At 30.3% G+C, this 14,798-nt stretch carries 11 protein-coding genes and 1 riboswitch; of the genes, 2 read left to right on the forward strand and 9 right to left on the reverse strand.

What is annotated here, in order from left to right:
* Nucleotides 1-127: 127 nt before the first annotated feature.
* The 6 genes from B2694_RS08890 to B2694_RS08915 all read right to left on the reverse strand — a co-directional run bounded on the left by B2694_RS08890 (nucleotide 128) and on the right by B2694_RS08915 (nucleotide 7,528).
* On the reverse strand, nucleotides 128-1,885 hold the full coding sequence (locus tag B2694_RS08890; RefSeq protein WP_346885418.1) for an ABC transporter ATP-binding protein: 1,758 nt from the start codon (nucleotides 1,883-1,885) through the stop codon (nucleotides 128-130).
* Between the two features lie 92 nt (nucleotides 1,886-1,977).
* The gene (locus B2694_RS08895; protein WP_346885419.1) at nucleotides 1,978-3,840 is read right to left on the reverse strand and encodes a YcaO-like family protein; all 1,863 of its coding nucleotides are present in this window, start codon (nucleotides 3,838-3,840) and stop codon (nucleotides 1,978-1,980) included.
* Between the two features lie 58 nt (nucleotides 3,841-3,898).
* Nucleotides 3,899-4,075, reverse strand: a complete 177-nt coding sequence (locus B2694_RS08900) for a hypothetical protein (RefSeq protein WP_346885420.1) — start codon at nucleotides 4,073-4,075, stop codon at nucleotides 3,899-3,901.
* Nucleotides 4,076-4,274: 199 nt separating this feature from the next.
* Nucleotides 4,275-5,144 carry a radical SAM protein gene (locus B2694_RS08905; RefSeq protein WP_346885421.1) on the reverse strand — a complete coding sequence of 290 codons (870 nt, stop codon included), beginning with the start codon at nucleotides 5,142-5,144 and terminating at the stop codon, nucleotides 4,275-4,277.
* Between the two features lie 200 nt (nucleotides 5,145-5,344).
* Nucleotides 5,345-6,142: a hypothetical protein gene (locus tag B2694_RS08910; RefSeq protein WP_346868479.1), complete on the reverse strand. Its 798-nt coding sequence runs from the start codon at nucleotides 6,140-6,142 to the stop codon at nucleotides 5,345-5,347.
* Nucleotides 6,143-6,352: 210 nt separating this feature from the next.
* On the reverse strand, nucleotides 6,353-7,528 hold the full coding sequence (locus B2694_RS08915; protein ID WP_346885422.1) for an FprA family A-type flavoprotein: 1,176 nt from the start codon (nucleotides 7,526-7,528) through the stop codon (nucleotides 6,353-6,355).
* 447 nt (nucleotides 7,529-7,975) lie between these two features.
* Between B2694_RS08915 and B2694_RS08920 the strand changes: the two genes are divergently transcribed.
* Entirely contained in the window at nucleotides 7,976-8,554 is a 579-nt protein-coding gene (locus tag B2694_RS08920; protein ID WP_346885423.1) for a sigma-70 family RNA polymerase sigma factor, read from the forward strand.
* A 193-nt stretch (nucleotides 8,555-8,747) separates the two neighbouring features.
* On the opposite strand, the gene B2694_RS08925 is transcribed toward B2694_RS08920, so the two are convergent.
* The gene (locus tag B2694_RS08925; RefSeq protein ID WP_346885424.1) at nucleotides 8,748-9,563 is read right to left on the reverse strand and encodes an SGNH/GDSL hydrolase family protein; all 816 of its coding nucleotides are present in this window, start codon (nucleotides 9,561-9,563) and stop codon (nucleotides 8,748-8,750) included.
* A 138-nt stretch (nucleotides 9,564-9,701) separates the two neighbouring features.
* Entirely contained in the window at nucleotides 9,702-12,545 is a 2,844-nt protein-coding gene (locus tag B2694_RS08930; RefSeq protein ID WP_346885425.1) for a M4 family metallopeptidase, read from the reverse strand.
* Between the two features lie 289 nt (nucleotides 12,546-12,834).
* On the opposite strand from B2694_RS08930, the gene B2694_RS08935 reads away from it, so the two are divergent.
* Nucleotides 12,835-13,263, forward strand: coding sequence for a CBS domain-containing protein (locus tag B2694_RS08935; protein WP_346885426.1), 429 nt, complete (start codon nucleotides 12,835-12,837; stop codon nucleotides 13,261-13,263).
* A gap of 65 nt (nucleotides 13,264-13,328) precedes the next feature.
* Here B2694_RS08935 and B2694_RS08940 read toward each other — a convergent pair whose 3' ends face one another.
* Nucleotides 13,329-14,351, reverse strand: a complete 1,023-nt coding sequence (locus B2694_RS08940) for a PTS sugar transporter subunit IIC (protein ID WP_346885427.1) — start codon at nucleotides 14,349-14,351, stop codon at nucleotides 13,329-13,331.
* Nucleotides 14,352-14,445: 94 nt separating this feature from the next.
* Nucleotides 14,446-14,549, reverse strand: a riboswitch (glycine riboswitch).
* Between the last annotated feature and the right edge of the window lie 249 nt (nucleotides 14,550-14,798).

Raw genomic sequence — 14,798 nt, forward strand, 5'->3', positions numbered from 1 at the left:
ATTTCAATGTATATTTAGATAACGGTGATTATGCATGATATTTTTACTATTATTTCAACAGAGCTTAAATTTTTCTCAAAAAAATAACTAGCTACTTTGCTAGTTATTCTTAAAAAATCTCACTATTTCAATATCCAATCAATGAAGCATAAATCCCCTTAAAACTAATAAGTTCATCTTCCGTTCCACTTTCAACTAATTTTCCATTGTCAAAAACTAAAATAACATCACAATCTTTTATATTTTCAAAGTTATGATCAATAATAAAAACTATCATATCTTTACTAAGTTCATCTATTGATTCTAATATCATGTTCTTAGATACATTATCAATATTTGATGTAGCTTCATCAAGAATTAGAATATCACACCCCTTAGCTAAAGATCTTGCAATTGATATTCTTTGCTTCTCACCTACTGATAATTTATTCCCACCTTCTCCTACTTTGGTATGGATTGAACCATTTAATTTTTTTACAAATTCATCTGCCTTAGCTTTCTTTAATGCATTATTAACTTTAGTTTTATCTACTTCTACTGAACCTATAGAAACATTTTTAAAAATACTCTCATTAAATAAAAAGGACTCCTGTGGAACTATTGAAACTTTTTTAGACAATAAATTTCTTGATTTTGAATTAATTATTAAGTCATTTATAACTATCTCACCCTGAAAATCATAAAATCCTGCTAATATTTTTGTCAAGGTTGTTTTTCCACATCCTGAATGTCCAACAATAGCAACCTTCATCCCTTTAGTCACAGTAAAACTTATATTATCTAGAACCTTTTTATTTTCTTCATAGGAAAAGCTAACATTATTTAACTTAATCTTTGTAATCTTCTCCTCATAGCAAACTTCATTGGAGTTATCCGTCTCCATAATAAGCATATTCCCTATCCGCAACAATGCAACATCTATTTTTTTAAGTTCAGGATAGAAAGATATAACTTCACATATAGAACCCACCGAAGTTGATAGTATGCTCATAAAGGTTATTAATAATCCCAAAGTGAAATTTGAGTACATTATATCATATACACCTATGGAAATAATTGTCATAGGTAAAATTGAACCTAAAATTCCCATAACAAGAGAATTGGCACATTCAAGTTTTCTTAATGATATACAGTGTTTTAATGTAACTAAACTTGTCCTAATATACCTAGTAACATTATAATTTGTAGCCCCAAAGTATTTACATGTTGGAATCATATTAATATTTTCATGTAAAGACTTACTTAGCAAAGATACATGCTCAAATACTTTATCAGCTTGTTTTTTTATTTTATTTCCATAATAGTGTACTGTATATACTAAAAAGGGTAATTGCAATATTGTAATAATCGCTAGTTTAAAATTAATAAATAGTAAGGCAACTATACTAATTGTAAAAACTACAACTTGTTTTAAAAGGTTAATAATTTGATCCCCAAAAAGTGCTGATACCCTAGGTGGATCATCTTGTATTCTTGACATTAAATATCCTGTACTAAAATTCTCTATATGTTTTAATGGAAGTTTATTAGTTTTTTCAAAAAGTCTTTTACGAATATCTATAGTAATCTTATTATTCACCTTAAAAAATATCATTTTTACATTATAATTAAAATATGTAATTAAGATTTTCAATAACAACATACATAAAACAAATATAATGAATATTTTGTAATCTTTCCCTGGTAAAATCCTATCAACTATTATTCCAAGAAAAAAGTAGTCTGGCAATGCTAATAGGGATGTAGTAATTATAAGAAAAGCACCCATAAATATTAACTTCTTATATTTTTTTATTTCATAAAAAACCAAGCCTAATGCCTTCTTCATTTTTAAGGTTAAAATTTGGTCATTTTTATATTTTCTTATCAATAATTTACTAATCATATTTAATAACAAAATATCATCCCCTTCAATCTAAAAAATTAAATTCATTAGATGGAGATTACTCCACCTAACAAATTTAAATTCCAATACTTTTATATAGAAACCCCTTGAACACATTCCTCTAATCTGCTTTGATCTAGTACATTCTTTTTCATTTCTTCATATAAAACATTAGAATAAATATATTGATACTTTGAAAGACACTCACTACCCAACTTACAGTTATCACAATCAGGACATTTAGGTAAAGCAATATATCTAAAAACATCACTGGTGGCTTTTAAATCATCACATACCTCTTTAACAAGTTCTAAATCAAAATCACAATTAGATAGCAATTTTAATATTTCATCTTCTTTAATATCATCTCTTTTAAATTCAATATATTTCTTAGCTACTGAATAATATGGATCATTTTTAGTTCCTTTAGATGTATATACTTTTAATGAATCTAAAGCTTTATCATATTCCTTTAATTCATATCTTAATAAAATTAAGAAAAAGGATAATGCCACTTTACCAATTTCACTTCCCTTTTTAACCTTTATACTAAATAAATCTGTTAAAATAGTATTTGAAAGTAATGGTGACAATACTTGATCTATTTTTTTTAACTCATATTCTCCACAATTATCAAAATCAAATAGTAAATTCTCAATTTTATCTAGTTCAACCAGATTAAACTTATTTGTACTACTTATTACTGGTACATTTTTTTTCCCTAATGCTGCTACTTCTGGTATGTATACCATTACTGAAGGAAATCCTAAATAAGAAAAATCTCTAATATAAACATCGTACCCTGCTTTATGAAAATTAGAAATTACACTTTCAACTTCCTTTTCATAGCTATCCTTAGGAATAAATACTTCTGGTTCAAATTCATAACTAGGATTATTACCAAATAAACTAGGTGGAAAAACCCCACTATCATTTTTACAAAACTGTGAGAAAACTACATATCTATCTAACTCACTTTTAGGACTATTATTTAAAAAATATTCTGGGACTTCTTTCGGAATATCATTTAAAGTACGTTCAAAGTTTTCTTTATTTTCTATTCCTTGATAAATTTCTGTAATGCATCTACTTAAAGCTATTTGAAAAGACGTATCCGAACCAACATTTAATCTATACTTATTAGTTTTTGGGTCAATTATTATAATTCCTACTGAAGGTAATTTTTTACCTGCTGAAAAATCCTTAACAATAATTTTGTATTGACCATCCCTTTGTATATTTTTAATAATGTTACATTCCTCTTTAAACTGTGATAAATATTCATCTGGAACTGTAGGTGGTGTAAGCTGCTTATAAAATATCTCTGCACTTCCCCATCTTTCCATAAGTTCACATAAGGCTTGAAATACAGCTTCGCTAACTGTATTTCCTGCAGCCATACCGTTAGATCCAACGCACATCAAAAGAAGATTATAAGGTATGCTAACTAACTCTTTAGTATTTGTATTATAAAAAGGAATAGCCACTATACCTTTCCCATTGTTTTGTGAATTTCTATTACAATAAGCACTAATAAAATTATCTTTATCTTTATCTTTAAATCCAATTAAATCTAATAAAATATTTTCAGGTAATTTTCTAAATTCCTTTTCTGTTATATATTCTTCATCTGGAACATAGTAAAAACCATGCTTTTCTTTAAGTTTCTCCATCATTGTTCTAGGCAAAGTAGCATATAAATTGTTTTGTAATCTCTCAATAAATTCTGCATATCCACTAGCAATAGAATATTCTTCAGTCCTACCCTTTCCATTACTACCAAAACCGCCCTTCTCATTAGGTAAAGCAACTCGAACTGAAAAAATTTCTGGATATGGGTTTGCTTGAAATTCATAATCAGGACACATATCTATTCTCTTTAAAATTGTTTCTATTAATTGTATAGTATCTTTTGCACTCTTATCTTTATATGGTCTTTTTAATGTTGAAAACATAATTAACACCTCATCAAATAAATTTTAGTGGATGCACAAAAGTGCATCCACATTCTGTCTAAAGAACAGGTCTGCCTACTTCACCGCCGTCATTTTCCAATACATTAGTTCCTAATACTATTTGGGTAGGAACTACTACTTTCTGTTGCTCAACATAGGCTTCCTTTGGTTTTAATTGTTCCATATTCTCTTCTCTAGCTACATCTTCTGCTGCTGAATTTGAAAAATATTTCATTTTTATTCCTCCTTTCATAAAATTTTTTTAATCAATTAAGACTAATAGTGGAAATTGAAACATTTTTGAGCTTCATTTGTTTCCTACTATATATATAGTATATTAAAATTATATGTTAAAATATTACATTCAAATATAAAAAGGGTCAGTTAAAAAAAACTGACCCTTTTGTGAAAGGATATTTTAATTATAAGTTTAATTAAAGCCCTCTAAAATATTCTGGTTTAAAGTTATTTTGTCCTGCTAAAAAACCTTCTATATCTGAAAGTAATCTTTCCTTTTCTTTACCTAGTACTGCAGCTAGTGGTGCATAGTTTGATGCATGATTGCTTCTAAATATGCAATTTGTAAGATCTAGTTCTTTAACAAGGTGATAAACCTCCTCCATTACTTCCCTAGGATTTAAAAGCATAAGAGCTCCTCTTTTTATTTCTTCACATATAGGTGCATCTTCAGGAGTCATAAGGGTTAAAAGGCCTAGATAATCTGGATCTATGGCATTAATAACCTTTGCTGAGTTTAATGCATGATTTTTCCAGTTCTCTACCCCACCTAAGCCACTTATTAGAGTGCAAGATAGTTTTATTCCACTATCCTTAATTTTTCTTCCAGCCTGAATAAGTTCCTTTGAGGTTGCTCCCTTATTCACTTTAAGCAGAACCTCATCATCTCCGCTTTCTATACCTAGATATACCATTGCCAAACCCTTACTTTTTAAAAGCTTTAGTTCTTCTGGAGTTTTAAGTAAAATAGACTTGGGACTAGCATATACAGTAATGCTTTTACATTCTGAAAATAATTCTTTAATTTTATCCAAAATTGTAATAAGTCTTTCTGTAGGCATGATAAGAGCATCACCATCAGCTATAAATATTTTTTCTATATATCCATACCTCTCCCTAGCCAAAACTAAATCCTCAATTACCTCTTCTAAAGCTCTCATTCTAAACTGCTTTGCCTTATACATATTACAAAAACTACATTTGTTGTGAGAACAACCAATGGTAGCTTGAACTATTAAACTTCTTCCTTCACTAGGTGGTCTATAAACTGCACCTTCATATCTCATAAATTTTCCTCCTTCATATATAGAAATCCTTATCCTAGGATATATCAGCTCTTTCCTCCACCTTTAAATAAGAAGGGAATACTAAAGCTTATAGTCATGGAATAAAAAAGGAATACATCAAAATTTAACTAACCTTAATAGTTAGCATTTAATTCTGATGGATCCCTTAATTTTTTAACAAATAGTCATGGTATACACTACTAATCATTAATATGTTCATGATTTTTCAAGTGATTCATACAATATTCCTTATGTCCACTACATTTTGAACAATATCTAAACTCCATATTAGGGTCATCTCTTTCAGTTATTCCACATACAGTACATCTATGACGTACATAATCTTTCATCTCTATGACTTTAAATTTTTCTTTATTCCTCTTAACTTTCTTCTTAGTTTTAAATAACTCTATAAAGTCTTTTCCAAAGAAAATAAAGTAGTTAGCTAAAGATGCAAGGATCATGAGTTTTATTCCAACTCCACCCATTATAAACTGTTGTGCCAAAAGTACTGCATTTAAAATTCCTAAATACTTAACTTTAACTGGTAAAATGAAAAATAGTAAAACTTCATGGTTAGGATATATGGATGCAAAGGCTAAAAATAAAGTTAAATTTATAAATACCCCTGTAGCAGGACTACCTCCAATTAAAGATACAATTATGGTAGCAATCATCCCTACTAAATAATATATATTAAATTTAAAGCTTCCCCAGGCCTGTTCTAACCCCATACCTATAATATAATAGAAATAAAGGGTAAAGAGTATCCAAAAGGCACTGGTTGCTGGTGGAATTAAAATAAAGGTAACTAACCTCCACACTTGACCTGCCATTACTGCCTGAGGTATTAACATTAGGTTTGCCTCTAACCCTGGATTTATAACCTCTAATAAAAACACAGCCAAATTAGCTGCTACAATGTATTTCATCAATCCACTAATGGCATACCTGCCATATTTTCTCTCTAATTTATTTAACCACTTCAATATAATCACTCCTATAAAAATGCAATGAAATTTATCAGCTTTCTTACATTTTACCATATTTTCTCTCTATAGCCTATTCCCTAATAATATCTTTCATGTAAACATATTATTAAGTTTGTAATTAGTATTGGCTATGAAAAAAAGGTATGTAATATAACATTTTTTATATTATATCTCATACCTTAATAATATACCATAATCTATTATTATATACTAAATTTATTTTAACATTCCAAGGAAGTTATCAGCAAATTCATCTGCTAGCTTAAGTTCTTCTTCACTTGGTACAAAGTTAAATTTAAAACCTGGATCAATTACATTAAATTTAAGGCTCTTTAATCTCTCTGAAAGCATAGGCACACTTTCTCCACTCCAACCATAAGATCCAAAAGCTCCAGCAATTTTACCTCTATTTACAATAGCACTAACATGAGCAAGCAAATTCCAAGCTGGCTCCACTGCATCTTGATTTATAGTAGGAGAACCTACTAATATACCACTTGATTTTTCTACAAGAGATACAAGTTCCTCTAAAGGTGTAGTTGTTATTTCATGAACTCCAGCCTTAATTCCTCTTTTTTCAATGGCATCCTTTAAATGATTTGCAACCTTTTCTGTATTTCCATAGGCAGAAACATAGAATATTTGGATGTTTTTTTCTTCGATATCAGCTTCCTTAGCCCAAGTTTTATATAAATTTTTATAATACTCTCTATCATCAATATGAATTGGACCATGGCTAGGAGCAATAATTTCAGCTTCCGTATTTTCAATCTTATCAAGAGCCATATTAACAAATCTTTTGAAAGGTCCCATGATAACATCAAAATAATACTTCATTTCAGTTTCATAGTTTCCAGAACAACTGTCAGTAATACATCCACTTGGTGAATAATGACATCCCATAAAATCACATGTAAATAATATCTTTTCATCTGGTAAGTAAGTAAATATACTATCAGGCCAGTGAAGATTTGGTGCATTTACGAATCTTAAGGTCTTCTTTCCTATAGATAGCTCTCCTGAAGCATCTATAGACTTAAATTCCATGTTTATAATTCCTTTAAGATATCTTACTGCAGCCTTTGATCCAACAACCTGAGCTTCTGGATATTCCTTTAATAGCTCCTTTAATGAACCACTATGATCAAGTTCTGTATGCTGAACTACAATATAATCTATTTTTTTATCACCAATAATAGATTTAATATTCTTTAAATATTGTTCAAAGTATCCATCCTTAACTGTGTCAACAATAGTGATTTTCTCATCTTCAATTAAATAGGAATTATATGTAGTTCCCATTTTTGTCTCCATTATTATGTCAAATACTCTAAGTTCAGGATTATTAACCCCAACCCAATGAACTGAATTAGTTAATTTTAAAGGTTTCATTTCATTACCTCCGCATTCATATTATCTTCCATACTTACATATTAACAAACAATTATTATCTATTGCAAGATATTCTGCATTATTTTAAAAATTTTTATAATACAGAAAGAATATATTCAGACCATTTAAATCTCTTATCTTTTGATAATATATATTATTCTGTTTTAATTATCAACTAATACAGTGTATCAACATCCTGTATATTTATCCCATATATATTTCCCTTATATATATTGTTCCTCTTTCACTATATATTATAAGAGAACATATAAATATAGAATTAAATTTTTAATCCAGATATTTTTATATGGATATTTTTTACCCAAATATTTCAATTATATATTTACACAAACTAATGTTTGTGTTAAAATTTCTTTATCAGTTATATTTCCACTTTTTCAAAAAAATGCATATATATTATTAAAGTATTTTAAGGGGGTTATATCTATGGATTATTCCAATTTAAAGAATCTTATATTAAAAGCAAAAAATAAAGACCAAAGTGCAATGGAAGAACTGATTAATGAATACAAATACCTAATAATTAAACAAGCTTCAAAGGTTCATGTCCGCGGCTATGAAATGGAAGACTTAATTCAAATGGGAAACATAACCTTAATGCGTTGCCTTGAAAAATACACTCCGGAAAAAGGCAATTTTACAGCTTATATATCCTATGCAATAAAAAATAATTTTAATTACCTAATAAGGCAAAGAGCAAAAGATAATGAAGTACAAACCATCGAAGCTCCAATTGAAACTAACCTTAGAATAGAGGATACTTTAATAGCTGATGCATCAACTGAAGATAGTTTTATAGAAAAAGAAATGTATAAACTTATGAAAAGAGAAGTGGACAACCTCCAAGATAACTTAAGAGATCTAATAACCTTCATATACATAAATTGTGAAGGCAACCTAAAAGATTATTCAAAATCCAGAAACCTTAACTATTCAACAGCAGCAAAAAGAAGAACCGTAGCTCTTAACAAGCTAAGGTCCTTACTTAATTCTTTATGTGTATAAATACTTTCAAAATAATAAGCAATTTAAATAATTCCTATTGAAAATTCTTATTCATGACAAGTTAATCATTTGAAACCAAAATTTAATGGTTTCTGCATTGATTAACTTTTGTCATTTCTAAGAATTTTCATATATATCACAAAACTACAATATTATTATGCATATCTACTATGTGTATCCAATTTAATATATCCTACTTAAATATCTCTTTTAAACCCTCGCTGATAGTCTTGGCTACTTTTTCGTTTCCAGCTTCATTTAGGTTCATATTATCTACAGTATAATCAGCTATGTTATCTGCTTCTATTCCACTTTCATTAAATAAGTCTATTACTGGTATAGAATTTTTATTACATACTTCTTTAATTGCCATGGAGTAATCCTCTAGACCAAGATCAATATTGTTTTTATCAGGATAGCTTGGCTGTCCTTCAATATATCCATGCTTTAATGGAGTTAAAAATACAAATTTTGCCTCTGGCTTAGCCTTTTGTGCTGTATTTATAACCGCTTGCACATCTCCGTAAAAAGATTCAATTTCTCCCCCATCATCTTTAGTTCCTAGAGCTCTTCCTTTAGTGTAGTCATTAGTACCTACCATAATAATTATAATATCTATATCCTTGAGGGCTTCTCCATTAATTAAGTTAAGCATACTACTCATAACTAAGCCATTATTAGAGTTATTTGTTACACTTTTTAAATTCAAAAGAGTTTTTACCTTTTCTTGATATGTACTTCCTTTTGAAACTCCATCTCCAAGAGAAAGTAGAGTTTTTCCTTCCAAAATGAATTTTTCTTCACTTTCTTTGGTTTCTCCCTCTACATTACCTTCTTTTTTCTCTTCTTCCAGTTTAGATGTTAGATTTATTGAGCTTTCATATAGCTTCTTACTTTCTAAAATCCTTTCTTTTTCCTTCTTAGATCTATTTATACCTAAAGCTAAAGTAGCAATTAATGCAACGGATAATACTATGCATAATATGGTTTGTATCCTATCTTTTCTCATATATTCCCCTCCTTACCAGTATATTATATCCTATATTTGTATGTTTTCAAAGTAATATTTGAACCCATAAAATGGAATGGGATCAGACCCCATCCCATTTTATGGGTGGGGGTCTGACCCCGTGGTATTAAATGATATCTATTGGGCTATGCAGCTTTTTAATGAGTTTACTGCTTTATCTGCAATTCCGCCACCAGTTCTTATGATGATATTTCCATATCTCTTATCTAGCACAGTTTTTTGTTCTGTTGTTAAGTCAACACCTGATAAAACCACTGGTGATCCATTAAGGGCTGCAACTGGACCTGCAGCTAGAGCATCTATTAGTTGTAGTCCTTTTGCTATATAGGTTTTATCTACAACACTTCCATAGAATTTATCTATAACCATGGCATTAGTTGCATATCTATCTTTGCCACCTAATCTATTCTTTGTTATATTTGTTGAAGTGATTCCATTAACTTTGTTTAAAACATTGTCAGAAACTACACCAGTACCACCTATGATATAGGCATTTTGTAAAGATTCTGATTGTAACCAACTATAAACTTTTGTTGGAACTACGTCCTTTTGTACTAAAACTATTGCCATCTTATCTCTACCTGCTACGGAAGCTATGGATAGAGCGTCTGCTTGGCCTAGTCCATTACTTATAACTACCTTATTTACATCATAGCAATTTTTATCAATATACTTAGCAATCTCTAAAGATGTGTCATATCTATCTCTTCCACCAATTCTTTCTACATTCGTTACACCTAGTAATTTTAATTCCTTTATTACACTGTCATTAACTACTCCACTTCCACCTACAATAATAGCATTTTTTGCACCTAACCTCTTTATTTCACCTTTAGTTCCTTCTGGAAGACTACTTGCTCCTGTTAAAAGTAAAGGTGCTTTTTTAAATGTTGCTAGTGGTGTAGCAGCTAATCCATCTGCTAAAGCTCCTCCATTTGCTATCATTACAGTGTTTGCAGTTGTAAATTGACCCTTACTTAGTCTAACTGCTGTATCGTATCTATCAGTACCTATTAATGCATTAATTTGTATATTTCTAGCAACAACATTAATAACTCTAGGTATACTTACTTTATTTCCATCGCTATCTGTTACTGTATAAGTTAAAGTGTATTTACCTACTTTATTTGTATTTATGGTTCCACTAACAGCTATTTTAGTAGTTAAGCTTCCATCTTCAAGATCAGCGGCTGTAACTCCAGCCTTAGCATCAAAGACATTTCCTACTGTTACATTCTTAGCTGTAGCTCCTGAAATAACTGGCTTTTGTCCTTTATATGCCACTCCAGTTGAATCAAAACTATTCTTTATTGCAGTAATCTCATTAGATCCTTTTCCATATAAGTCTGCAGTAGCTTGTACAAGGCAATATGCTGCTTGCTGAAAATTAGTATCTGGATGCATGTACTGAGTTAATGCTCTGTAATATATCTTTGCAGTCTTATCCATTCCTATATTACTAGCTATATTATATGCTGCTTTATTTGGAATCCCTGAGTTAATATGAACTCCTCCCCAATCTTCATCTTCTGTATCAGCAAACTCATAGTAATCAGTCATATGAGCTGGTTGTCCATATAGATCAGGATCTTTTAAACTTCTTAAAGCATCACCTTGAATGTGAGGAGTATAAATGTCATCTCCTACAACCCAATCAGCTGAGTCAAATTTCCAAGCTCCTCCATTAGCAACATTATACTTATCATAAGTTGAAATAAGTACTCCAAACACATCAGCCATAGATTCATTTAGTGCACCCGATTGATTATGATATGCAAGGTCGGCTGTATACTCTATTACTCCATGAGTCATTTCATGACCAACCACATCTAAATCTCCACTAAGATATGTAAATTCTACTCCATCTCCATCTCCATAAAACATCATATCTCCAGCCCAAAAGGCATTATTGTAATTTGAGCCAAGATGAGTAATTGAGTTTATTTCCATTCCCTTATTATCTATACTATTTCGATTAAATAAATTTTTATAAAAACCTACTACCTTATCTGCATTATAGTGGGCACTTACTGGAGCTTTATGTTCTTCAGCTGTAAACTCCTTAGTAGTATTTGATACTAAAAACATATTAAATTGCTTCTCAGTACTATTTTTTGCATCATAGGTAGCTATAGCTTCTGTGGCTACATTTGTTAAATTTACCATTCCATATTGTACTTTATCTTCAGCTTCATCTTTATATTCACTTAACTTTAGCTCTCTAGTTTTTCCTAGAACATCAATACCTGTTCCAGTTACTGGAGTATTATATCTTATCTTATTTTCTGTTTTTATTACCTTACCAGAATTTACTTCAACATAAACATTGTAACTTCCTATGGTAGGCTCCATAAAGAAAATATTTATCTTGTAAACTTCATAGTTCACACCATCTTCAGTTATTACTAACTTTTCAGCCTTTGGCGTCTTTTTTAATTTTTTAATTTCAAATTGACTTTTTGCTATTTCAATAGCTTCCTCAGGAGAAATAACCTTACTACCAAGAGTAGTGATTTCTTTATTTTCTTTGAGGTTACCGTTAACACTAACTATAACTCCATTTTTATCATAGTGCACATTTATTAAACTGTTATCTACTTCTGTTCCCTCAATAACTTGTGCAAACTTTACAAAAGTATCTCCTATGTCATCTTTATTTACTTCAACAACCTTTAGTTCCTCTTTTGTATTGTCAATTCCAAAGATCTCTTTGTTTTCCTCTAAAAATTTAGTTGCTGAACCCTCGCCTGGAACTTCTTTATCAGAAAGCTCTCCTGATAAAAAGACTTGTCCATCATTTTCCTTTAGTTCCACTGTTTCATCACTTAACTTTTCAAGTTTCTCTATAGCTTGTACTTTTTTTGCTTCTTTATCTACCTTTAATTCTGCAGCAAAGGCAGGTGCTGAAACAGTACAAGTTAATGATAAGCCTAAAATAAGTGAAATTAATTTTTTTCCCATAATTATCCCCTCATTTCTCTAGCAAATGGTCTGACTTTAATAATTCAGCCAAAACCTACTTATCATATTACCATAAATATTAAAAAATTGTAACTATTTTGCTAGGATTTATAGGTTGTTTTTAGGATATTTTGAATTTTTTAGGCTAATTAAAAAATTCTTTAGACTTTATTGCCATTTATAGCCTCATACATAGATCTATATCTAGTATGAATTTCACAAAAATTTCAGCATATCAAGCTAATAAATAATAATTTAATTGGTTACTCTATATATGGAGGTGAAATTTATGAAAGTAAAAGAAATCATGTCAAAAGATGTTGCTTGTTTAACCCCAGAGGATTCTATTGAAAAAGCTGCTCAACTTATGAAACAATATAATGTTGGTTCCATACCAGTATGTAGTAACAAAATGGTAAATGGTATTGTTACTGATCGTGATATTGCTTTAAGATCTGTAGCCTCAGGTCAGGATTCAGCTCAAACAAAAGTGAGAAATATCATGACTTCAAACCCTACTGTAGGGAACCCAGAAATGGATGTTCATGATGCTGCTGAAATAATGAGTAGAGAACAGATACGTAGACTTCCAATCGTAGAAAATAATAGTCTTGTAGGTATTGTTTCACTAGGAGATATTTCCCTTGAACCTATTCTTTCTGACAATGCCCAAGATGCTCTTAAGAGTATATCTGAACCAACAGGTAACCAAATGTAATTTTAAATTAGGGTCAGACCCCCTCCCATTTTATAGGAAGAGCTCTGACCCTATGTTATTAAATGTTAAACCACATCTGAACCTATTTTAACTTTTCTATATTTTCTTATTACAGTAGTTATTGTAGAGCCTATATATCCAGCTATTATTCCACCAATTATGGCAAAAGTAATAGCAAAGATAACATTCATAGGGTTATTGAATCCGAAAGGTGCTAATAAACCTGGTATTGGTGATGCAGTTCCGGGAGCATTATTTATAATATTGAAATGTGCAGCTGCAATTCCTGCTAATCCTCCACCAAAGAAGTTTGATACATAGATAGGTAATGCATTAGATGTTACAATATCTGCTTGAGTTAATGGTTCTAACATTACTGCCATTACATTACTTGAATCACCTATCTTAAGTCTTTTAAATACCATACCATTTGTAAAGGATCCCCCTACACATGCTATAGACGCTATTCCCATAGCAAGTCCCTGTAATCCAAGCATAGCTGTCAATGCCATTGAACTTAGAGGGGATGTGCAAATTACTTTAATTATTCCTCCTAATAAGAAGCCCATTAGAAGAGGTGATTGTTCTGCTGCAATAGCTATCATATTTCCTATATTACCTAAGGTAGAATCAACAACAGGTGCTGTTACACCAGCAATGACTCTTGATAGAACCGTAATTACTAAAGTGCCAACAATAACGTCTAATCCCTTTGGTAATTTCTTTTCTATATATGGTCCGACTAATCCTACTATATACCCTGCTATAAATCCAGGTAAAATACCATATCCTGCTACTGATACCCCAGCTGCAACTGCATATACTGGATTTAATCCCATGTTTAATGCTACCAATATTACTGCAGCTACACCTCCCATACTTCCAGATGCACTACCTACTTCACCTAAAAATCTAACTTTTAATAAGTCTCCACCTATATACTTGTGAATTGCCTCAATTAGAAATGTTGCTACAGCTGCATTTGCAAGTCCAGACATAGCCTTTTGTCCTTTAGGCATTTTTAAACTAAATACTGAAAACATAATTAAACTTAAAATTAGTAATCCCATTCCTTTTATAATTTCCATTCTAATTCCTCCTAATTTTTTCTTTAGTTTATTATGCTTAAATATGTCTGAACGCAGAAAAACAGGGAGTAAAACAGCATAGTAAACTAACGCTATTCTACTCCCTGTCCTTTTATCTGAAAGTTTCCTTATAAATATATAAGTCTATAAGTTTCTCCTTTGATGTCTCATTTAAGAGATCTCTCCAGGGGCGTGTCTAATCATTGTAATCTACCTGAAAGCTTCGAAATAAATCCTTAGCTAAATTTACTTCTTTCTTCTACGGTTATCCTTATGGATATCTCCAATAATCTTCATACACCAATATTTTATTTTCAATTTTATTGTATATTCATCTGTAAAGTTAGTCAATATAATTAACTTAAATTTATTATCAGTTTTTCTAATAGAATAATTAATACTTATTGAAAATTGCTCTCATATTATTTATGTAAAATGTAATAAAGT

This window comes from Clostridium sp. UBA4395, assembly GCF_002390995.1.
GTDB lineage: Bacteria > Bacillota > Clostridia > Clostridiales > Clostridiaceae > Clostridium_J > Clostridium_J sulfidigenes.

Excerpts from the sequence above, each read along its gene's own strand:
- B2694_RS08890 (WP_346885418.1), bottom strand. The coding sequence starts at position 1,885 with ATGATTAGTAAATTATTGATAAGAAAATATAAAAATGACCAAATTTTA.
- B2694_RS08940 (WP_346885427.1), bottom strand. The coding sequence starts at position 14,351 with ATGGAAATTATAAAAGGAATGGGATTACTAATTTTAAGTTTAATTATG.
- B2694_RS08900 (WP_346885420.1), bottom strand. The coding sequence starts at position 4,075 with ATGAAATATTTTTCAAATTCAGCAGCAGAAGATGTAGCTAGAGAAGAG.
- B2694_RS08930 (WP_346885425.1), bottom strand. The coding sequence starts at position 12,545 with ATGGGAAAAAAATTAATTTCACTTATTTTAGGCTTATCATTAACTTGT.
- B2694_RS08895 (WP_346885419.1), bottom strand. The coding sequence starts at position 3,840 with ATGTTTTCAACATTAAAAAGACCATATAAAGATAAGAGTGCAAAAGAT.
- B2694_RS08920 (WP_346885423.1), top strand. The coding sequence starts at position 7,976 with ATGGATTATTCCAATTTAAAGAATCTTATATTAAAAGCAAAAAATAAA.
- B2694_RS08915 (WP_346885422.1), bottom strand. The coding sequence starts at position 7,528 with ATGAAACCTTTAAAATTAACTAATTCAGTTCATTGGGTTGGGGTTAAT.
- B2694_RS08935 (WP_346885426.1), top strand. The coding sequence starts at position 12,835 with ATGAAAGTAAAAGAAATCATGTCAAAAGATGTTGCTTGTTTAACCCCA.
- B2694_RS08925 (WP_346885424.1), bottom strand. The coding sequence starts at position 9,563 with ATGAGAAAAGATAGGATACAAACCATATTATGCATAGTATTATCCGTT.
- B2694_RS08905 (WP_346885421.1), bottom strand. The coding sequence starts at position 5,144 with ATGAGATATGAAGGTGCAGTTTATAGACCACCTAGTGAAGGAAGAAGT.